Here is a 19,591-nt window from a genome sequence, read left to right as displayed (position 1 = left end):
CGGCAACTCGGATGGCTCACCACACCGGCACCCGACACCCGTTCGCCCGCGCCCCGTCGCCCGCCGGACATGCTGCACTTAGCGTTCTCGTATGCGCGACGGACGCGGCGACGGCAGCGTCGAGAGGGGATTGCGAATGTTTGCGTCCGAGGTGGCCGAAGAGGAGGAGCGGCAGAGGAAGCGCGCCCCGTGGGGCGTGATAGCGCTTGTTCTGCTGACCGGCCTCGCACTCATCCGGAATGGTTCCGGTGAGTTCGACGTGGGCCCTCCGCAGCCCGCGACGGCGGCGGCAGCGGACAGCCGGACACCCGTCGCCCCTGTCTCCAACGCGCCTGCCGCGTTGCCGTACTCCGCGGTGGACCGGGTCCGGATCCCGGCGATCCAGGTGAATGCCCCGGTCGTGCCGGTGGGTCTCGACTCGGCTGGCTGGGTCGACGCGCCGCCGCCCGAGAATGCCAATCTCGCCGGTTGGTTCACCGGTGCGGTGTCGCCCGGTGAGAAGGGCACGGCCGTGATCGTGGGCCATGTGGACAACAAGCAGGGACCGGCCGTCTTCTACGGACTCGGCGCGCTCAAGAAGGGAAACCGGGTCGAGGTCCAGCGAAGAGACGGGAAGACCGCCACATTCGAGATCTACGGCGTCGATGTGTTCGAGAAGAAGAACTTCCCCGGCGACCGGGTGTACGGCAGCAAGGGCACCCCGGAATTGCGGGTCATCACCTGCGGCGGCGGCTTCTCCAAGCAGCACGGCTACGAAGGCAACGTCGTCGTGTTCGCCCGCCTGGTCGAGGTCCGCTGAAACTCTCCGCCGAAGGGCCCGGGAAGTGTTCCCGGGCCCTTCGGCGAAGTCGGGGGGCGGACGCGCCCGTTCAGTCCCGGCTCAGGAGTTCTGACGGCGCGGCACCGTGATGTGGTACCCGGAGTCGAGGAGTTCGGGGAGGTAGTCGCGCAGGGCGCGCACGGTCTGGGAGCGGTCACCGCCCGCGTCGTGGGAGAGGACGATGACGCCGGGCGCGGCTCCCTCCTCCACCCGGGAGATGATGGTGGCGGTACCCGGGGTGGTCCAGTCGAGGCTGTCGACCGTCCAGGCCAGCGGCTCCATGCCGAGGTCGGCGCCGATCTGGAAGGTCGCCCGGTTCCAGGCCCCGTAGGGCGCACGGAACCAGACGGGACGTTCGCCGTACGCGTCCTCGATGACATCGCTGGTGCGCGCGATCTCGGAGCGGATCTCGGAGCGTCCGAGCGCGGTCAGCAACGGGTGCGTCCAGGTGTGGTTGCCCACGATGTGCCCGTCGTCGGCCATCTCGGCGAGCAGGTCCTTGTTGTCGACGGCCATCTCCCCGCACACGAAGAACATCGCCCGTACGTCGTGCTTGCGCAGAGTGCGCAGAATGCTCGGGGTGTAGCGCGGATCAGGTCCGTCGTCGAAGGTCAGCACCATGGCACGACCGCGCCCGCTCACGCGCAGGATCGGCTCGCGCCGGACGGCGGGCTTGCCGGCCGTCGGGCGCCGCGGAGTGAACCCGGTCATCGGCTCGAGGCGGTAGGCGGAGGGCTTGAGCGCCTGGCGCGCCTGCGGGCCCCCAGCCGCGGGCGTGCCGCGCACCGGGCTCCCGGTCGGATCGGCCGTGAGGATGCGGGCACCCGCCGCCCCCAGGAAGGCGGCACCGGCGATCAACGCCCGGCGCCGCGTGAACAGCTTATCCTTTTTCATGATTAATCAGTCGCCCATTAGAGGCACACCGCGGCTGAGCAACACCGGTGCGGACGCGGGAAAGCACCCGTTGGGACCAAGCTCAGCGCCTACGCACCAGGGGGAACGGCAGCGTCTCCCGAATCGTCAGCCCCGTGAGGAACATGACCAGCCGGTCCACGCCGATGCCGAGGCCGCCGGTCGGCGGCATCGCGTACTCCAGCGCGTCCAGGAAGTCCTCGTCGAGCTCCATCGCCTCGGGATCTCCCCCGGCGGCCCGCAGCGACTGTGCGGTCAGCCGCCGCCGCTGCTCCACGGGGTCGGTCAACTCCGAGTAGGCGGTGCCCAGTTCGATGCCGAAGGCGACGAGGTCCCAGCGCTCGGCGAGGCGCGGGTCGGTGCGGTGCTGCCGGCTGAGCGGGGAGACGTCGGTCGGGAAGTCCTTGTAGAACGTGGGCAGCAGGGTCTTCTCCTCGACCAGCCGTTCGTACATCTCCAGGGCGACCTCACCGGTTCCCTCGTCCGGCCGATACGGCACTCCCGCACGGTCGCACAGCCGGTGCAGGGCCGACACGGGCGTGCCGGGGTCCACCTCCTCCCCCAGTGCCTCCGAGATCGCGCCGTACACCGTCTTGACCGGCCACGGGCCGGAGAGGTCGTACTCGGCGCCGCCCTTGTGGGCGACGGGCTCGCCGAACGCGGCGGTCGCGGCGCCCTGGATCAGTTCGCGGGTGAGGTCGAGCATCACGTCGTAGTCGGCGAACGCCTGGTAGGCCTCCAGCATGGTGAACTCGGGGTTGTGCTTGTAGGAGACGCCCTCGTTGCGGAAAGTGCGGCCCAGCTCGAAGACCTTCTCCAGGCCGCCCACGCACAGCCGCTTGAGGTAGAGCTCGGGGGCGATGCGCAGATACATGTTCAGGTCGTAGGCGTTGATGTGGGTGGTGAACGGGCGGGCGTTGGCGCCGCCGTGGATCTGCTGGAGCATCGGCGTCTCGACCTCGAGGTAGCCCCGGTCCAGCAGGCCCTGGCGCAGCGCCTGTACGGCCGTGGAGCGCGCCCGCAGGACCTCGCGGGCGTCGGGGCTGGACACCAGGTCGAGAAAGCGGCGGCGCACCCTCGCCTCGGGGTCCGCGAGGCCCCGGCGCTTGTCGGGCAGCGGGCGCAGGCACTTGCCGATGAGCTGCCAGGAGGAGCCGAAGACGGTCGGTTCGCCCAGGTCGCTGACGCCGACGAGACCGTCGGCGGTGATGTGGTCGCCGATGTCGACGTCCTGGCGGAACCGGATGAGCTCGGGTCCGGACTCCAGCCGGGTGAGGGCGAGCTGGAGGTCGCCGGACCAGTCACGCAGGACGGCGAACACGATCCCGCCGAAGTCGCGTACGAGGATGACGCGCCCGGCGACGGTCACCTGCTGCCCGGCCGGTTCGGCGCGGACCTCGGCGAGCGTGTGGGTGCGGGGCGCGGTGCCCACCGGGTAGGGGTCGGTGCCGCCGGCGCGCAGCCGGTCGAGTGTGCGGTGGCGGACGCGGACCTGTTCCGGCAGGCCCGCGGTCGGATCGGCGGCCGCCGCCTCCTTGCCCTCGTCGAGGCCGGGGGCCGACAGCGGGGGCTGGCCCGCGGTGGTCGCGGGCTGGGGCCCGGTCCTCGGGTGCCGCTTGCCCCAGAGCTTGCGCAGCGAGGGCACGGAGACGAAGCCCTCGGCGATGCCGGAGGCCAGGCCGATGCGGGCGAGGGAGCCTGCGTCGCCGTAACAGATGTAACGGGGATACCACTGGGGGTGGTACTTCGCGTTGGACCGGTAGAGGGCCTCCAACTGCCACCACCGGGAGAAGAAGAGCAGCAGTCCGCGCCAGAGCCGCAGCACCGGCCCCGCACCGATCCGGGCGCCCTCCTCGAAGACCGACCGGAACACCGCGAAGTTGAGGGAGATGCGCCGTACGCCGAACTTCCCGGCCGCCGCGCACACCTCGGCGGCCATGAACTCCATGACGCCGTTCGGGGCGCTGCGGTCGCGGCGCATGAGGTCGAGGGAGATGCCGTCCTTGCCCCAGGGCACGAAGGACAGCAGCGCGAGGAGCTTGCCGTCGGGGCTCAGTGCCTCGACGAGGAGGCAGTCGCCGTCCGCGGGGTCGCCGAGCCGGTCCAGGGCCATGGAGAAGCCGCGCTCGGTCTCGGTGTCGCGCCAGGCGTCCGCCTTGTCGATGAGCTCCTCCATCTCCTCTTCGGTGAGGCCGGCGTGGCGGCGTACCCGGCAGGTCGCGCCGGTGCGCCGTACGCGGTGCACGGCCTGGCGGGTGACGCGCATGTCGCGGCCGTCCAGGTCGAAGTCGGCGACGTACAGGATCGCCTCGTCACCGAGCTGGAGCGCGCCGAGCCCGGCGCGTGCGAAGGCCTTGGCGCCGTCCTCGGAGGCGCCCATGACGGCGGGCGCCCATGCGTAGCGGCGGGACAGGTCGAGCCACGCCTTGATGGCGTGCGGCCAGGCCTCGCGGTCGCCGACGGGGTCGCCGCTGGCCAGGCAGACGCCGACCTCGACGCGGTAGGTGACGGCGGCCTTGCCGCTGGGTGAGAAGACGACGGCCTTGTCGCGGCGGGTGGCGAAGTAGCCAAGGGAGTCGTCGGCGCCGTACGCCCGGAGCAGGGCGCGGATGCGGGCCTCGTCGTCGCCGTGCAGGGCCGCCTCCAGGCGCTGGGAGCGGAAGAGGGCGGCGGCGGCGTTGAGCAGGGCGAGGGCGCCGAGGAGGCCGAGGACGAAGAAGAGCTTGCGGGGCGGACTCCCGCTGAACGAACCGCTGGAGACCAGCCCGCCGCACACCCGGCTGGCCGCCCACAGCAGCCGTTCGCCCCGTGGCAGCGTGCCGGGGAACCACTCGACCAGGCCCCAGCCGATCAGGATCGCCACGGCGAGCCCGACGAGCAGGACGACCAGGGCGCGCCACACGGCGCCGCGCCGGGAGTCGGCGTAGAACTCGCGGCGCGCCACGATCAGGAGGACCAGCAGCAGTCCGCAGACGACGAAGGACGGCAGCGACTCGGCGTACAGGCCCATCGCCAGGCCGACGATGTCGAAGAAGACCAGCAGGCCGAGGTAGACCACGACCAGCCACCAGGCGATCTTCTTGCGGGCGGCGATCGCGGCGGCGAGCAGGAAGAGGAAGACGGCGTACGCGAGGTTGGCGCTGACCGGGACGATCAGCAGGTCGAGGAAGTTCACGACGGGGCGCAGCAGGCGGCGCAGCGGGGCGATGAAGGCGAGCAGGACGCAGAGCAGCGAGAGGGCGCCGAAGAAGGCCGCGAAGCCTTCGGGCACCCGGCTGAGGAGGCCGCCCCGGGGCGGCGGTATGGGGCCCGTGACGTCCCTCGGTCCGCGGGCCTCCATGGTGGGGCTCATGTGGTCGACTCTAGGAAGCCTCGGCCGGACCCGCCCGTCGGGCGTCGGCGCCGCTTGTAGCCGACGCGGACGGCGGTCCTGCCGGACGGCGGCACCGGACAGTTCACCCGTTCCGCCGCGTGCGGGGCGCCGCGGGCCCGCCCTGCTCCCGACCTGCGACTTCCGCTAGCCTCGGTGGTGTGGCGGAAAAGCAACCCTCGCACCAGTTCGAGCGTGGCACGGACGGTCCCAAGGTCATTGTCGTCGGCGTGGACGGCTCCGACTCGTCGCTGCGCGCGGCGGCCTACGCCTCCGGGCTGGCCAGGCGGCAGCACGCGCTGCTCGCCCTCGTGTACGTGCAGCCCGTCATGACCGCGGGAGCGGCACTCGGGGCGCCGGTCGCCGAGACGACCGACCGGATCGCCGAGGACCTCATCGCACAGATCCGCAAGGCCACCGAGCAGGTCAAGCACATATTCGCGGTGCGCTGGGAGTTCCACACCTTCCGCGGCGATCCCTACAACGGTCTGGTGACGGCGGCGGACGACCTCAAGGCGGACGCCGTGGTGGTCGGCGCCTCCGAGCAGGCGGGGCACCGGATCATCGGGTCGGTGGCGATCCGTCTGGTGAAGGCGGGCCGCTGGCCGGTCACGGTCGTCCCATAGACCCCATGCACCCCGCGGGTCCCGTGGGTCCTACTGCCCCATCGTCAGGCCGTCGTGGGCCGCGCCGCGGCTGAGCACCACGTCCCGGATGCGGTCGCGTACACCGCCGAGGTCGGCACCCTGTGCCAGGGCCGCGTTGATGTTGACGATCCGCCCGGCGTCGATGTCGTACAGCTGCGGCACGAACTCCGCCTTCGCGACCTCCCAGCGGTCCCCCTTGTGCGCGGGCGGGGCGAAGGTGAAGCGGGCAAGGGTGCTCTCGTTGCCCCGGGAGTCCTGGAGGCCTTGGCGGTTGAACATCTCACCCGCGATCTGGTCGCCCATCCCGTAGACGACCCATGTGCCGTTGACCTTCTCGTAGGCCTGCGGGACATGCGCGTGCGTGCCGAGGATCAGGTCGATGTCGGGCCGCCCCTCCGTGCGGGAGGCGGTGAGCTCCCGGCTCAGCGTCATCTGCTGCGTGTCGGGCTGCTCCTGCCATTCGGTGCCCCAGTGGAGGGATACGACGACCACGTCGGCGCCCGCCCTCCTCGCGGCCCGGGCATCCGCGAGGATCCGGTCGCGGTCGACGAGGTTGAGGGCCCAGGGCTGCCCCTGCGGCATGGGGAAGCCGTCCGTGCCGTAGGTGTAGGCGAGGTGGGCGACCGTCGCGCTGCCCGCGCGCAGAAGGGTGGGCGTGTACGCCTCCTGCGCCGTGCGCGCCGATCCCGCGTGCCGCACGCCCGCGAGGTCGAGGGCGTCCAGAGTGCGCCGTACGCCCGTGGCGCCCTCGTCCAAGGAGTGGTCGGAGGCGGTGGAACAGGCGTCGTACCCGGTCGCCGCGAGCCCGGCGGCCACCTGCGGTGGCATCTTGAGGGCCGGGTTGCCCGTGCGTTCGCCGTCGGCCCCGTACACGGTCTCCATGTGACAGATCGCCAGGTCGGCACCGGCGATGAGGGGTTTCACGCCTTCGAACATCGGCAGGAAGTCGTACCTGGTGCCGCCCGCGTCGGCGTTCGCCCGCTCGATGACCGAGGTGTGCGCCAGCACGTCGCCGGAGGCGACGAGGGTGAAGCCGTGGGGGGTGAGGGGCGCGCCGGGGTGCCCGGTGCTCCGAGCCGCCGGCTCCCGGTCGGCCCGGCAGCCGGCGCCCACGACAAGTACGGCCGCGAGAGCGATGGCGGCCAGTCGACTACGTGTGATCATGCCCAGCCTCGATACAGTCATATTTAAGTAGGAAGTGAGGCAAATCCACCCGACCGGGGAGGGTGGAGTCAAGGAGCAACGCGCACCCGTAGCCCGTCCGGCCCTTGGAGAAGGGCCGGTTGGGGCGCCACCGGGCCCCGCTGAACCGTTCACCGCGCCGTTCACCGACGGCATCGACCGCCCACCGCAGACCCGTGCCCCGGCCCTGTCCCAGCGGAGCGGCACCCGCTGGCATACAGGCCATGACGGCCGGAACCACCACCAAGACGACCGCCGAACACGAGTTGGCCGCGCTGCAGCGCGAGCACGGCCGGCCCCTCTTCGCCCTGCTCCTGCGACTCTCCGACGGCGACCGCCAGCGCGCCGAGGATCTGCTGCAGGAGACGTTCGTCCGCGCCTGGCAGCATCCCGAGGCGCTGCGCGCCGACGACTTCGACTCCGTACGCCCCTGGCTGCTCACCGTGGGACGGCGGCTCGCGATCGACGCACGGCGGGCCCGCCAGGCGCGTCCACCGGAGGTCGGGGACGCGGTGCTGGAAAGTGCCCGGGTCTGCGCGGATCACGCCGAAAGGTCGGCGGCGACGCTCGATGTGCGGGAGGCTGTGAAGACACTCACTCCCGAGCACCGTGAAGTCCTGGTGCTGGTGTACTTCCAGGGGGCGAGTGTGGCGGAGGCCGCCGCGGCGCTCGGAATTCCGCCCGGTACCGTGAAGTCTCGTGCGTACTACGCGCTGCGCGCCCTGCGCCGGGTTCTTCCGGGATACGCGGCCGACCTGCGGTGAAACCGAAGGCTGAGTCAAACCTCCGTAAAGCGCCTTGCTGAGGACCATGGTTGAGCAATCAGCTGTCCTCATCCGTGTTCCGGATTGGGGGGAAACCCCCAAGGGCTCGGGATCGGGCGACGCGCACGCAAACCGGAGGAAGGCAGGAAGGGATGCTGCACAGAGGCCAAGAGAGCACGGACGGCACCGGCGGTGGGGAACTCACCGTCCCCATGGCGTGGTTGTACGCCGAGTACATCGCCGACGAGCTGCTGCGGACCGGCGACCTGATGCCGCCCACGTCCTTCGAGTTCCGCGCCGGGCGTGACGCCCTGGCGCTGACCATCTTCCTCTCCGACACCGACGGTGAGCTCTCGGGCATCCGGGTCGTCTCACAGTTGGAGACCTGGCTCTCACTGACGGCGTACGACCAGCCGTGGCAGGACTGGGTGCGCGAGCACATGGCGCGGCGCGCGGCCGAGGCGGTCGAGTCCGGCGGCCCCGCCCCGGACCTGGAACTGGCGACGGCGGCCTGGCGCTGGCTGGAGGAGACCGAACTGCTCGCCCCCGACCTGGACGCCGTACCCGGCGGCGGTCCGATCCCGGGCGAGGACGACGGTCCGAAGGTATGGACACCGGCCTGGCGGCTGGGTCTGCCCCTGGGACATCTGGCGATCCATCTCTTCTGACCGCCACGACCGGGCGGACCGCCGGTAACCCCTGTTCAGGGCCTCGCGCTCCGCCAAACAAGTTTTTCGCACAACTTTTTTTGAGCTCGCACCAATCCGCGAGCCCACCCGCTCCGAATGTCTTGGCCGCGATTCCGAACGAGTCTTGAGTGATTCGGCGGTCTGGTGCGTACCCGTGGGCAACAGCAACACCACTCCCAGCCCGCACCATCGCCACAAGGATTCGGTATTCGGTATGAGGTCCCTGGAACGGCATCGTGACGTCGGCGCCTACGCGCTCGGCGTGCTGGACGAGGCGGAGGCGTTCCGCTTCGAGGATCACCTCATGGAGTGCCCCCAGTGCGCGGCGCACGTGAGTGAGTTCAGGCCCGCCACGCGGCAGCTGATGCTGTACCGGCATGCCACCCCGCGCTCCGTGCACCCCTTCGCCGCCCCCGGGCCGCGCCTGATGGACAAACTGCTCAGTGAGGTGGCGACCCGGCACCGGGCCGGTCGCAGGCGCTGGCTGTACGCGGTGGCCGCCGCCGTGGTGCTCGCGGCGGGCGGACCGGCGATCGCGATGGTCGCGTCGCACGGTTCCGGGTCACAGACGGCCGCGGTCGCGTCGACGGACGCGCAGACCGGCGTGTGGGCCCGCGTCACCACCGCGGACCGGATCTGGGGCAGCCAGGTCGAGGTCGAAGTCAAGGACGCCGGGGGCCCGCGCCCCTGTCAGCTCGTCGCCATCGGCAAGGACGGTTCGCAGCAGACGGTGACGAGTTGGATGGTGCCCGCGCACGACGGCGAGGCGACCACCCTGCAGGGCGGCGCCGCGCTCAAGTCCGACGAGATCAGCCGGTTCGAGGTGCGCACGACGGACGGCAAGCACCTGGTGACCGTGACGCCCCGTTGAGCCCGGGCTATTTGAGCAGCCGGGACAACCGGCGGTCCGCGAGTGGCTTGCCGCCCGTCTGGCAGGTCGGGCAGTACTGCAGCGAGGAGTCGCTGAAGGAGACCTCGCGGATGGTGTCGCCGCACACCGGGCAGGGTTCGCCCGCTCTGCCGTGCACCCGCAGCCCGCTCTTCTTCTCCGCCTTGAGGCGCCCCGCGGCCAGCCCGTGGGAGCGCTCCACCGCCTCGGTGAGCGTGGTGCGCAACGCCTCGTAGAGACGGGTCGTCTCCTCGGGGCTCAGCGAGGCGGCGATTTTGAAGGGGGACATCTTGGCGGCGTGCAGGATCTCGTCGCTGTACGCGTTTCCCACACCGGCGATCAGGCTCTGGTCCCGGAGCGCCCCCTTGAGTTGGCGGCGCTCGTTCGCGAGCAGCCGGGCGAACCGTTCCTCGTCGAAGTCGGCGGCAAGGGGGTCGGGGCCGAGGCGGGCCACGCCGGGGATCTCCGCCGGGTCCCGGACGACGTACACCGCGAGTCTCTTCTGTGTCCCGGCCTCGGTGAGGTCGAAGCCCTCGCCGGTCTCCAGGGCGACACGCAGCGCGAGCGGCCCCTTGCCGGGGCGGGGCAGGCCGTCGGGCAGCGTGTCCTTCCAGTGCAGCCAGCCCGCGCGGGCCAGATGGGTCACGAAGTGCAGCCCGTCGGCCTCGATGTCGAGGAACTTGCCGTACCGACGCACAGCGGTCACCTCGCGGCCCTCGAAGGCGGTGACGGGCGGGTCGTAGGTCTTCAGGACGCTGATGGCGACGGGCAGCACGCGCACGACCTCGCGGCCGACGAGATGGTCGGCCAGGAAGTCCTGAGCGCTTCGACCTCCGGCAGTTCCGGCATAGCTCCAGAGTGCCACCCCCCACCGACAACCCCACCAGAACCACCCGCCTCCTGGAACGGCGTCAGTCCGTCCCCGAGAGTCCCTGAGCCAGGCCCCGAACAAACCGGGCGACGCCCGGTCAGTCCCGTTCCGGGACCAGGAACTCGCACCACACGCACTTGCCGCCCCCGCGCGCCTCCACGCCCCAGACGTCGGCGAGGCGGTCGACGAGCAGGAGTCCACGGCCGGAGACGCCGGACTCGCCCGCCTCACGGCGGCGCGGCAGCGCGCTGGAGGAGTCCTCGACCTCCGCGCGCAGCCGGCGGCCCGGACCGCTGAGGACCCGCAAGGTGACGATCGCGGAGCCTTCGGTGTGCATGAGGGCGTTGGTGATCAGCTCGTCGGCGACCAGCTCGACCTCGTCGGCACGCTCACCCGCGCCCCAGGCGCTCACCGCGGCCCGGATCATGTGCCGGGCCTCGGTGAGCGCCTCGGGGTCGCCGGGCGCGACGTGCTGCTGGAGCCGTCCGCCGGACTGCCGGGGCCCGGCGCCGCGACGGCGCAGCGCCAGCAGGGCCACATCGTCGTCGCCACCGCGTTCCTCGGCCACGTCGATGAGCCGGTCGGCGAGGTCGCGTACGTCGTCCGGGCCCGAGCGGATCAGCTCGATGAGGGTGTGCATGCCCTCGTCGAGGTCGATGCCGGGCTGCTCGACGAGGCCGTCGGTGCACAGCACCAGAGTCTGTCCGGGGTCCAGCTCGACTGTCTCGACGGGGTATTCGAGGCGCCCGAACAAGGCGGACAGGCCGAGTGGCAATCCTCCTTCGACGGGCTGCCGGCGGCAGGTGCCGTCGTTGTCCCGGATCAGCGGGTCGATGTGGCCGGCCCGCACCAGCTGGACGACCCCGGTGGACAGGTCGGCCTCCGCGTACAGGCAGGTCGCGAAGCGTTCGGTGTCGAGTTCGTGCAGGAAGACCGAGGCGCGGGCCATCACGGTGGCGGGGGTGTGTCCCTCGGCGGCGTAGGCCCGCAGCACGATCCGCAACTGGCCCATGACGGCGGCGGCGTGGGTGTCGTGGCCCTGGACGTCCCCGATGACGGCGCCGACGCGGCCGCCGGGCAGCGGGATCACGTCGTACCAGTCGCCGCCGATGTCCCGGCCGAGGGAGGCGGAGCGGTAGCGGACGGCGATGTCGGCGCCGGGCACGTTCGGTATGGAGCGCGGCAGCATGGCCTGCTGGAGACCCTGGGCGAGGTCCTTCTCCTGCTCGTAGAACATGGCCCGCTGCAGGCTCTGGGCGATGCTGCTGCCGAGCGCGACGAGGACGTTGCGCTCCTCCGACGAGAACCCGCGCCGGTCGTTGTAGAGCAGGCCCATCGCGCCGATGGGGCGGGCCTGCGCGATCAGCGGCAGATAGGCGGCCGAGGTGATCTTCAGGTCGGTGATGTGCGGCCACAGCAGCGGATACGACTCGGCGAAGTCCTCGGGCGAATCGATGAAGCGCGGGGCGAGGGTGCGTACGGCCTCGCTCATCGGGTACTGCTCGTCGATGCGGGTGACCATGGTGCCGGGGACGAAGCTGCCCGCCGGGCCCTCGGCGACCAGCCGGATGCGTCCGGCCTCCACCAGGCCCATGACCAGGCTGGTCGCGCCGAGGTGGGTGAGGCCGTGGGAGTCCTTGAGCACGTCGATGACGTCCTGGACGGTGCGGGCGTGGGCGAGGGCGGCCGTGGTGATCTGCACTACGTTCGTCTGCTGGCGCCGCGCCTCGTCCTGGGCCGCCTGTTCACGGCGCGCCGCGCGCTCGCCGAGCTCCTGCGTGGCGTCGCGGACGATGCCGATGATCCGGCGCGGGCGGCCCGTCTCGTCGCGGCGGATATATCCCTGGGTGTGGGTCCAGCGCAGTGAGCCGTCGCGGCAGCGGATGCGGAAGTAGGCGCCGTAGTTCTCGCTGCCGTCCTTGAGCGCCTGGGAGACCAGGGTGTCGAGACGGATCCCCTCGGTCCCCGGCACCCGCCGGGAGAGGGTCTCGGGGCGGCCGTCGTACTCCTCGGGGCACAGGTCGAAGACTTCGTGGGCCTGGGCGTCCATCTGCATCAGACCGGTGTCCAGGTCCCAGTCGAAACTGCCCATGCGGTTGAGCGCCAGGATCGGATCCGGGTGGGCGGGCCAGTCGTCCGGGAGTGCCAGGGCGCTCGCTCCCCGATCAACCATGGGCCCACCTTGCCAGCATTCGGCCGATTATTCGACTTCTGGGGAGCCCGGATTCGGGCTCCCCGGAACACTCCGGCGCTCAGCCGTCGAAGACGTCGGTCGGGGCGTCGAAGACGGTGTCCGCGTCGGGCGACTCGTCGGGTATCAGACCACCGCCGTCGGGCAGGTCGGGGATCTCCGGAACGGTGTCGGGGCCGATCTCGTCCTCGGAGGGGTCCAGCGGGGCGAGCGGGTCGAGGGGGTCGACCGGCGCGCCCCGGTCGCTCTCCGTGGAGTCCGGCGCGGGGGTTTGCGGCGCGAGAGGCGGCAGCGAGACGCCGGGCGGTGAGGTCGGCGGGACGGTCGTGGTCGGCGGGAGGCAGTCCGACACCGCGGCCACCGGAGCCTCCGTCGGCGCACCACCGTCCGGCATGCCCGGGGTTCCTTCCGGGGTGACGGTCAGGGTGGGCGCCACACACTCGGACGACGGCTTCTCAGACGAGGGGGCCGTCTCCGGGCTCTGCCGCGGGCTCGTGCTCGAGCCTGTGCCGCTGCGACGGCCGGGGCTCGGGGTCGAGGTCTGCGGCCGTACGACGACGTCCCGGTGACCGTCGTCCCCGATCCGCCGTTCGATCCACGTGTGGTCGACGATGTCGATGATCGTGATGTTGCTGATCACGGTGGACGCCGGGGTCACGACGACAACGTTGCCAGGGCGGAAGCCGGACCAGGGCTTCCCCTGGGTGCCCGCGGGCGACTTGGAGACGGTCGGCGGGTTCAGCGGGTTGCCGCCGGCGCAGCGCACGCGCGGCACGCCCCGGTTGTCGACGAGGACCGCGGTGCCCCGCTGCAGCACGGACTGGAAGGTGGTCGCCCGGCCGTCGCGGAAACCGTGGTCGGTGACCTGTGTGTCGGCGCGCAGCACGACCGAGGTCAGACCGCGCAGGAAGTCCGGGACGACCGCCTGGGAGACGCCCGCGGCCTGCGCGAAGGAGCGCGCCCTGCCCGAGTCCGAGGCGAGGAAGCCGATCTGCTTCTCGACGTCACAGCTGCCGACGGCCCGGATGCCGCCGTAGAGGCCGGGTGTGGAGCCGGAGAAGGAGCGCACGCCCTGCGGGGTGGAGCCACGGTCCGTGGGTGCCGCCGGGTACGGCATTCGGGTGACGGACGGCGGGTCGGCGGCCGTGGATTCGGTGAACGGGTCGGGACCGCCGCCCGCGACCGGCTGCAGGAAGACTTCACCGCCGTCGGCCCCGAACGCCGCGCTCTCGCCGTCGTGGCCGCCGCACCCGGCGGCGAGGAGCGCCGCCGAGAGGGCGCAGGCCATGACGAGGGCCCGGGTGGGTATGCGCACCACGCTGTTCTCTTGTCGCACCACGTTCTCCCGTTGCACTTCGTCCTCCCGTTGCACCACGATCTCCCGGTGATTCCGGGCATTTCGTCCACTATTGTCTGCGTCGCCCAGTTGGCTCACGCAAGCGGAGACAGTCACCCAGCGTCACAATGGAAGCGAAGGGAGAGGAGTGATTCCTCGTGGAGTGGTTCGTCGCCCCCGAGTACTGGCTGAGCCGACTGGTCTTCCAGCGGACCCTGGCCGCGGTGTACCTCGTCGCGTTCCTGGGCGCGGCGCTGCAGTTCCGTGCGCTGATCGGGGAGCGGGGGATGCTGCCGGTGCCGCGGTTCGTGGCGCGGGTGGCGTTCCGCGACGCGCCGAGCGTGTTCCACCTGCGCTACTCGGACCGTTTCTTCGCGGCCTGGGCCTGGGCGGGCTGCGCGGTGTCGGCGGCCCTGGTCGCGGGCGTGGACCAGCGACTCCCGCTCTGGGGGGCCATGGTGGCGTGGCTGGTGCCCTGGGCGATGTACCTGTCGATCGTCAACGTGGGCCAGACCTGGTACTCGTTCGGCTGGGAGTCCCTGCTCCTGGAGGTCGGTTTCCTCGCCGTGTTCCTCGGCAACGACGAGGTGGCCCCGCCGATCGTCGTCCTCTTCCTGCTGCGCTGGGTGCTGTTCCGCGTCGAGTTCGGCGCCGGGCTGATCAAGATGCGCGGGGACCCCTGCTGGCGGGACCTGACCTGCCTCGACTTCCACCACGAGACCCAGCCGATGCCGGGCCCGCTGAGCTGGTTCTTCCACCATCTCCCCAAGCCCCTCCACCGGGTCGAGGTGGCCGCGAACCACTTCACCCAGCTCGTCGTGCCCGTCCTCCTCTTCACCCCGCAGCCGATCGCGACGGCAGCCGCCTCACTGATGGTCCTCACCCAGCTCTGGCTGGTCCTGTCCGGCAACTTCGCCTGGCTGAACTGGGCCACCATCGTGCTGGCCCTCTCCGCGATCGAGTTCCCCACGACTCGCCCACACGTGGCCGGCCCGCCCCTGTGGTACGAGATCGTGGTCCTCGCGGTCGCCATAGGCCTGCTGGTCCTCAGCTACCGCCCCGCCCGCAACCTGGTCTCCCGGCGCCAGGTCATGAACCGTTCTTTCGACCCCCTGCATCTGGTCAACACCTACGGCGCGTTCGGCAGCGTGAGCCGGGTGCGCCACGAGGTGGTCGTCGAGGGCACGAGCGACCCCATGCCGCGGGAGGACTCGGTGTGGAAGGAGTACGAGTTCAAGGGCAAGCCGGGCGATCCCCGGCACTGGCCGCGCCAGTACGCGCCGTACCATCTGCGGCTCGACTGGCTGATGTGGTTCGCGGCGCTCTCCCCCGCGTACGCCGCCTCCTGGTTCACCGGCCTGGTCGAACGGCTCCTGGAGAACGACCGCGACACGCTGCGCCTGCTGCGTCGCTCCCCGTTCCCGGCGAACGCCCCGCCCCGGTACGTCCGCGCCCGCCTCTACCGCTACCGCTACACGACATGGCGTGAGCTGCGGGAGACGGGCGCATGCTGGCACCGGACGTACGTGCGGGAGTTCCTGCCTCCGATGCGGCTGGCGTGGGTGGATCGGAATCCGGTGGATCAGAGCCGGTAGACGCGGGTGGCGGTACCACCGAAGACCTCGGCGCGCTCCTCCGCGCCAAGACCGCCGGTCAGCTCCTCGGCCACGTCGACCACTTGGGCATACGACGCCGCCAGCGTACATACCGGCCAGTCGGATCCGAACATCAGCCGACCGGGCCCGAAGGCGTCCAGGACCGTGTCCGCGTAGGGGCGCAGCCCGTCGACCGTCCACTTCGCGAGGTCCGCCTCGGTGACCATGCCGGAGAGCTTGCACACGGTGTTGGGGAGCGCGGCCAGCGCCCGGACGGCCGTCGCCCACGGCCGCAGCTCGCCCGTGGCGATCGGCGGTTTGCCCAAGTGGTCGAGGACGAAGGTGAGTTCGGGGTGCTCGGCGGCGGCCCGGACGCAGGCCGACAGCTGGTGCGGCAGCACGACCAGGTCGTAGACGAGGCTCGCCTCGGCGACCGCGACGAGCCCGTCCCGTACGTCCGGACGCAGCAGCCAGTTTGGGTCGGGCTCGCCCTGCACCTGGTGACGGATGCCCTTGAGGTGGCGTCCGCCCGGCAGTTCCCGCAGCCGGGCCAGCTCGTCGGCGGCGTCCGGCCGGGTCAGGTCGGTCCAGCCGACCACGCCCGCGATCAGCTCGCTCTCCGCCGCGAGGGCGAGGAACTCCGGGGTCTCCTCGGGCACGGTGATCGTCTGTACGAGGACCGTGCGGTCGACCCCGGCGGCCCGCGCCTGCGGTGCGAGGTCCGCCACGCCGAAATCGCGCCGCAGCGGCTGGAGTTCGGGCCCGGTGATCCAGTCCTGGTCGCGGACCGAGAGGTCCCACAGGTGGTGATGCGCGTCCACCCTCACGGCAGCTCCCATACGACGGGCAGACCCGCCTGCGCGCCCTGGCTCGAGTAGTCGTGCACGACGTCCAGGAGTTCGGCCATACGCGCCTGCCAGGCGATGTTGACCGGCAGCTTCTCCAGTTCGGCGAGCAGGCGCTCGTAGTCCTCGCACTCCAGGACATGGAAGAGGTCGGTGCCGCTGCGCCAGATCGTCCAGGAGGTGGCCCCGGTGGCGCGGATCGCCGTGGTGAGCTCCTCGGGGACCTCCCGGTGGGCGGCCTCGTACGCGGCGACACGCTCGGCGCGGACCTTGGTGTGCAGGGCGACTCTCATGACGGATCCTGTGGGGGTGCGGGTACGGGGGCGCCCTCGGGCAGCAGCTTCGCCTCGCGCAGTTCCCGCCAGAAGTCCTCCGCCACCGGTGTCGTGAACTGCTCGGCACAGTCGCGGACTTCATGCGCCGAGCGGGCGCCGACCAGGACGCTCGCCACGGCCGGGTGGGCGGCGGGAAAGGCCAGCGCGGCGGCGCGCAGCGTGGTGTCGTGCCGCTCGGCGATCTCCTTGAGTCTCAGGGCGCGGTCCAGCAACTGCGCCGATGCCGCCCGGTAGTTGTACGTCGCTCCGGGCCGCGGGTCTGCCAGCAGACCGGAGTTGAAGGCGCCGCCGATGACCACCGAGGTGCCGCGCTCCTGGGCGGCGGGCAGCAGCTCGGTCAGCGCGGTGTGGTCGAGCAGGGTGTAGCGGCCCGCGCACAGCACCACGTCCACGTCCGTGTCGCGGACGAAGCGGGTGAGCATCTCGGCCTGGTTCATGCCCGCGCCGATCGCGCCGACCACACCTTCCGAGCGGAGCTTCTCCAAGGCCGGGTAGCCCTCCTGGAAGGCCTGCTCGGCGTGGTCGTCCGGGTCGTGGAGGTAGACGATGTCCACGTGGTCCAGGCCGAGGCGTTCGAGGCTGGCCTCGATGCTGCGTCGCACGCCCTGCGCGCTGAAGTCCCAGACGCGTCGGTGCGTGGCGGGCACCGCGAAGCCGTTGGCCAGGTCGTCGCCGCCCGCGTCCGCCTCCGTGGGCTCCAGGAGGCGGCCCACCTTCGTGGAGAGGGTGTACTCGGCGCGGGGGCGGTCGCGCAGGGCCGCGCCGAGACGGCGTTCGGAGAGACCGATGCCGTAGTGCGGGGCGGTGTCGAAGTAGCGGATGCCACCGGACCAGGCGGCGTCCACGGCCTCGTCGGCCTGCTCGTCGCCGATCTCGGTGAACAGGTTTCCGATGCCCGCGGCGCCGAAGGACAGGGCGCTGACCTCGACGCCGCTCCTGCCGAGCGCGCTCCTCCCGAGGGTGCTCACTGGCCCACCGGCCGCAGTCGCAGTCCCTGCATACCGCCGTCCACGGCGAGGGCGGTGCCGGTGGTGGCGCCGGAGAGCGGGCTCGCCAGGTAGGCGATGGCGCCCGCGACCTCGTCCGCCGAGACGAGGCGGCCGGAGGGCTGGCGGGCCTCCAGCGCGGCCCGTTCGGCGGCCGGGTTGGCCGCGCTGTCGAGGAGGCGGCCGACCCAGGGGGTGTCGGCGGTGCCGGGGTTCACGCAGTTGACGCGGATGCCCTCACGGAGGTGGTCGGCCGCCATGGCGAGGGTGAGGGAGAGGACGGCGCCCTTGGTGGCGGAGTACAGGGCGCGCTGCGGCAGCCCGGCCGTGGCCGCGATGGAACAGGTGTTCACGATCGCCGCGTGCGCGGATTCCCGCAGATGGGGCAGGGCGGCGCGGGTCGTACGGACCATGCCGACGACATTGACGTCCAGGACCCGGTGCCACTCTTCGTCGGCGTTGTCCTCGACGGTGCCCTGCGCTCCGATCCCCGCGTTGTTGATCAGTACGTCGAGTCCGCCGAGGTCCGCGACCGCCGCGGCCACGGCCCGGCGTACGGAGGCGTCGTCTGCGACGTCGGCGCGGTGGCCGAGCAGGGGCTTCTCGACCGTCGAGGGGTCCAGGTCGAGGACTGCGACCTGGGCTCCGCGGGCGGCGAGCAGCTCGGCGGTGGCGCGGCCGATGCCGGACGCGCCACCGGTCACCAGCGCCTTGAGTCCTTCGAAGTCGCCACTCACGCGGCTTCCCCCTTCTGCTTTTCGCTCGTCTGGCTGCCGGACTTCCGCTGGGCGAGGTCGGCGGCCCAGAAGGTGCCGCCGGGGTAGGTGAACTCCGCGATGGACTCCGGCCGCATGGTCGCGGAGAAGCCCGGCACGGTGGGTGCCGTGTAGTGACCTTGCCTGATCACCACCGGGTCGAGGAAGTGGTCGTGCAGATGATCGACGTATTCGATGACCCGGTCGTCGGTGGTGCCGGAGAGCGCCACGAAGTCGAACATCGACAGGTGCTGGACGAGTTCGCACAGGCCGACCCCGCCGGCGTGCGGGCAGACGGGCACGCCGAACTTGGCCGCGAGAAGCAGGATGGCGAGGTTCTCGTTGACGCCGGCGACACGGGCGGCGTCGATCTGCAGGACGTCGATGGCGCCGGCCTGGAGGAGCTGCTTGAAGACGACACGGTTCTGGACGTGCTCGCCGGTGGCGACCTTGACGGGGGCGACCGCCTCGCGCACGGCGGCGTGGCCGAGGACGTCGTCGGGACTGGTCGGCTCCTCGATCCAGTAGGGCTCGAACTCGGCGAGGGCCTTGGTCCAGGTGATCGCCTCGTCCACGTTCCAGCGCTGGTTGGCGTCGATGGCGATGCGGATGTCGGGACCGACCACCGCGCGGGCGACCCGGCAGCGGCGTACGTCGTCCGCCAGATCTGCGCCCACCTTCAGCTTGATCTGCCGGAACCCGTCGGCGACGGCCTCGGCGGCGAGGCGGGTGAGCTTCTCGTCGCTGTAGCCGAGCCAGCCCGGCGAGGTGGTGTAGGCGGGGAAACCTCTCTCCCGTAGCGTCGCGGCGCGCCCGGCGGCGCCCTCTTTCCCCCGACGGAGCAGTTCGAGCGCCTCCTCGGGTGTGAGGGCGTCCGTGAGGTAGCGGAAGTCCACCTGGCGGACCAGCCACTCCGGTTCGGCGTCGGCGAGCAGCTGCCACAGGGGCTTCTGGGCGCGCTTGGCGGCCAGGTCCCACACGGCGTTGACGACGGCGCCGATCGCCATGTGCATCACGCCCTTCTCGGGCCCGAGCCAGCGCAGCTGACTGTCCCCGATCAGGTCCCGGGCGAGGGAGCCCGGGTCCGCGCACAGTTCGTCGACCGAGCGTCCGACCACATGCCCGCGCAGCGCCTCGATCGCGGCGACCTGGACGTCGTTGCCCCGCCCGATGGTGAAGGTGAAGCCGTGCCCCTCGGGACAGTCGGCCGCGTCGCCGCGCAGCACGACGTACGCCGCCGAGTAGTCGGGGTCCGGGTTCATCGCGTCGGAGCCGTCGAGCTCGCGCGAGGTGGGGAAACGGATGTCGTAGGTGTCGACCGCGGTGATACGGGCGGCAGTTGGGGACACGGGAGGCCTTTCGGTCCGGGACAGGGGTGTCCGGAGGGGTCCGTGGATCCGTGGG

General features: G+C 71.4%; 16 protein-coding genes and 1 pseudogene. 6 read left to right on the top strand and 11 right to left on the bottom strand.

Annotated features, from left to right (window positions below; translation table 11 throughout):
- The first annotated feature begins 136 nt into the window (after positions 1 to 136).
- The gene (locus tag OG819_RS30405) at positions 137 to 799 is read left to right on the top strand and encodes a class F sortase (protein WP_266422069.1); all 663 of its coding nucleotides are present in this window, start codon (positions 137 to 139) and stop codon (positions 797 to 799) included.
- Between the two features lie 81 nt (positions 800 to 880).
- On the opposite strand, the gene OG819_RS30400 is transcribed toward OG819_RS30405, so the two are convergent.
- Together OG819_RS30400 and lysX are read right to left on the bottom strand one after the other, a co-directional pair.
- A complete protein-coding gene (locus tag OG819_RS30400; RefSeq protein ID WP_266622314.1) occupies positions 881 to 1,714 on the bottom strand; it encodes a polysaccharide deacetylase family protein in 834 nt (277 codons plus the stop codon).
- An 82-nt stretch (positions 1,715 to 1,796) separates the two neighbouring features.
- A complete protein-coding gene (lysX, locus tag OG819_RS30395) occupies positions 1,797 to 5,084 on the bottom strand; it encodes a bifunctional lysylphosphatidylglycerol synthetase/lysine--tRNA ligase LysX (RefSeq protein ID WP_266651772.1) in 3,288 nt (1,095 codons plus the stop codon).
- Positions 5,085 to 5,263: 179 nt separating this feature from the next.
- Here lysX and OG819_RS30390 point away from each other — a divergent pair, with 179 nt between their 5' ends.
- Positions 5,264 to 5,728, top strand: coding sequence for a universal stress protein (locus OG819_RS30390; RefSeq protein WP_266622317.1), 465 nt, complete (start codon positions 5,264 to 5,266; stop codon positions 5,726 to 5,728).
- A 30-nt stretch (positions 5,729 to 5,758) separates the two neighbouring features.
- Here OG819_RS30390 and OG819_RS30385 read toward each other — a convergent pair whose 3' ends face one another.
- The gene (locus OG819_RS30385; protein ID WP_266622318.1) at positions 5,759 to 6,913 is read right to left on the bottom strand and encodes a CapA family protein; all 1,155 of its coding nucleotides are present in this window, start codon (positions 6,911 to 6,913) and stop codon (positions 5,759 to 5,761) included.
- A gap of 242 nt (positions 6,914 to 7,155) precedes the next feature.
- Here OG819_RS30385 and OG819_RS30380 point away from each other — a divergent pair, with 242 nt between their 5' ends.
- The 3 genes from OG819_RS30380 (at position 7,156) to OG819_RS30370 (ending at position 9,255) form a co-directional block, all read left to right on the top strand.
- Entirely contained in the window at positions 7,156 to 7,695 is a 540-nt protein-coding gene (locus tag OG819_RS30380; RefSeq protein WP_266580368.1) for a sigma-70 family RNA polymerase sigma factor, read from the top strand.
- Between the two features lie 152 nt (positions 7,696 to 7,847).
- Positions 7,848 to 8,363, top strand: coding sequence for a hypothetical protein (locus tag OG819_RS30375; protein WP_054234932.1), 516 nt, complete (start codon positions 7,848 to 7,850; stop codon positions 8,361 to 8,363).
- A 235-nt stretch (positions 8,364 to 8,598) separates the two neighbouring features.
- Positions 8,599 to 9,255 carry an anti-sigma factor gene (locus tag OG819_RS30370; RefSeq protein ID WP_266622320.1) on the top strand — a complete coding sequence of 219 codons (657 nt, stop codon included), beginning with the start codon at positions 8,599 to 8,601 and terminating at the stop codon, positions 9,253 to 9,255.
- A 7-nt stretch (positions 9,256 to 9,262) separates the two neighbouring features.
- Here the strand turns inward: OG819_RS30370 and OG819_RS30365 are convergent.
- The 3 genes and pseudogenes from OG819_RS30365 to OG819_RS30355 all read right to left on the bottom strand — a co-directional run bounded on the left by OG819_RS30365 (position 9,263) and on the right by OG819_RS30355 (position 13,671).
- A pseudogene (locus OG819_RS30365) lies at positions 9,263 to 10,122 on the bottom strand (Fpg/Nei family DNA glycosylase).
- A gap of 119 nt (positions 10,123 to 10,241) precedes the next feature.
- Positions 10,242 to 12,317 (bottom strand): SpoIIE family protein phosphatase, encoded by a 2,076-nt coding sequence (locus tag OG819_RS30360; RefSeq protein WP_266651770.1) that lies wholly within the window; start codon positions 12,315 to 12,317, stop codon positions 10,242 to 10,244.
- Positions 12,318 to 12,396: 79 nt separating this feature from the next.
- The gene (locus OG819_RS30355; protein WP_323138094.1) at positions 12,397 to 13,671 is read right to left on the bottom strand and encodes a DUF6777 domain-containing protein; all 1,275 of its coding nucleotides are present in this window, start codon (positions 13,669 to 13,671) and stop codon (positions 12,397 to 12,399) included.
- A gap of 158 nt (positions 13,672 to 13,829) precedes the next feature.
- Here OG819_RS30355 and OG819_RS30350 point away from each other — a divergent pair, with 158 nt between their 5' ends.
- Positions 13,830 to 15,266: a lipase maturation factor family protein gene (locus OG819_RS30350; RefSeq protein WP_266651768.1), complete on the top strand. Its 1,437-nt coding sequence runs from the start codon at positions 13,830 to 13,832 to the stop codon at positions 15,264 to 15,266.
- Here OG819_RS30350 and OG819_RS30345 read toward each other — a convergent pair.
- The 5 genes from OG819_RS30345 to OG819_RS30325 are packed head-to-tail and all read right to left on the bottom strand — an operon-like array spanning position 15,254 to position 19,536.
- Positions 15,254 to 16,105, bottom strand: coding sequence for an amidohydrolase (locus tag OG819_RS30345; protein WP_266622328.1), 852 nt, complete (start codon positions 16,103 to 16,105; stop codon positions 15,254 to 15,256). The two genes, OG819_RS30350 and OG819_RS30345, sit on opposite strands and share 13 nt — an antisense overlap.
- Positions 16,090 to 16,404, bottom strand: coding sequence for an L-rhamnose mutarotase (locus OG819_RS30340; RefSeq protein WP_266622330.1), 315 nt, complete (start codon positions 16,402 to 16,404; stop codon positions 16,090 to 16,092). Before OG819_RS30340 ends, OG819_RS30345 begins: the two co-directional genes overlap by 16 nt.
- Positions 16,401 to 17,414, bottom strand: a complete 1,014-nt coding sequence (locus OG819_RS30335) for an aldo/keto reductase (RefSeq protein WP_266651766.1) — start codon at positions 17,412 to 17,414, stop codon at positions 16,401 to 16,403. The genes OG819_RS30340 and OG819_RS30335 overlap by 4 nt, the downstream gene beginning before the upstream one ends.
- Positions 17,411 to 18,169 carry an SDR family oxidoreductase gene (locus OG819_RS30330; protein WP_266651765.1) on the bottom strand — a complete coding sequence of 253 codons (759 nt, stop codon included), beginning with the start codon at positions 18,167 to 18,169 and terminating at the stop codon, positions 17,411 to 17,413. Before OG819_RS30330 ends, OG819_RS30335 begins: the two co-directional genes overlap by 4 nt.
- Entirely contained in the window at positions 18,166 to 19,536 is a 1,371-nt protein-coding gene (locus OG819_RS30325; protein WP_266622335.1) for an L-fuconate dehydratase, read from the bottom strand. Before OG819_RS30325 ends, OG819_RS30330 begins: the two co-directional genes overlap by 4 nt.
- Positions 19,537 to 19,591: the final 55 nt, after the last annotated feature.

It is taken from the genome of Streptomyces sp. NBC_01549 (assembly GCF_026339955.1).
Taxonomy (GTDB): domain Bacteria; phylum Actinomycetota; class Actinomycetes; order Streptomycetales; family Streptomycetaceae; genus Streptomyces.
The sequence above is the reverse complement of the archived record's forward strand: the minus strand, read 5'-3'. Positions and strand labels throughout refer to the sequence as shown.

Bases quoted from the DNA above. Each gene is read 5' to 3' on its own strand.
- OG819_RS30405 (WP_266422069.1), top strand. From the start codon at position 137: ATGTTTGCGTCCGAGGTGGCCGAAGAGGAGGAGCGGCAGAGGAAGCGC.
- OG819_RS30400 (WP_266622314.1), bottom strand. From the start codon at position 1,714: ATGAAAAAGGATAAGCTGTTCACGCGGCGCCGGGCGTTGATCGCCGGT.
- lysX (WP_266651772.1), bottom strand. From the start codon at position 5,084: ATGAGCCCCACCATGGAGGCCCGCGGACCGAGGGACGTCACGGGCCCC.
- OG819_RS30385 (WP_266622318.1), bottom strand. From the start codon at position 6,913: ATGATCACACGTAGTCGACTGGCCGCCATCGCTCTCGCGGCCGTACTT.
- OG819_RS30380 (WP_266580368.1), top strand. From the start codon at position 7,156: ATGACGGCCGGAACCACCACCAAGACGACCGCCGAACACGAGTTGGCC.
- OG819_RS30375 (WP_054234932.1), top strand. From the start codon at position 7,848: ATGCTGCACAGAGGCCAAGAGAGCACGGACGGCACCGGCGGTGGGGAA.
- OG819_RS30370 (WP_266622320.1), top strand. From the start codon at position 8,599: ATGAGGTCCCTGGAACGGCATCGTGACGTCGGCGCCTACGCGCTCGGC.
- OG819_RS30360 (WP_266651770.1), bottom strand. From the start codon at position 12,317: ATGGTTGATCGGGGAGCGAGCGCCCTGGCACTCCCGGACGACTGGCCC.
- OG819_RS30345 (WP_266622328.1), bottom strand. From the start codon at position 16,105: ATGGGAGCTGCCGTGAGGGTGGACGCGCATCACCACCTGTGGGACCTC.
- OG819_RS30340 (WP_266622330.1), bottom strand. From the start codon at position 16,404: ATGAGAGTCGCCCTGCACACCAAGGTCCGCGCCGAGCGTGTCGCCGCG.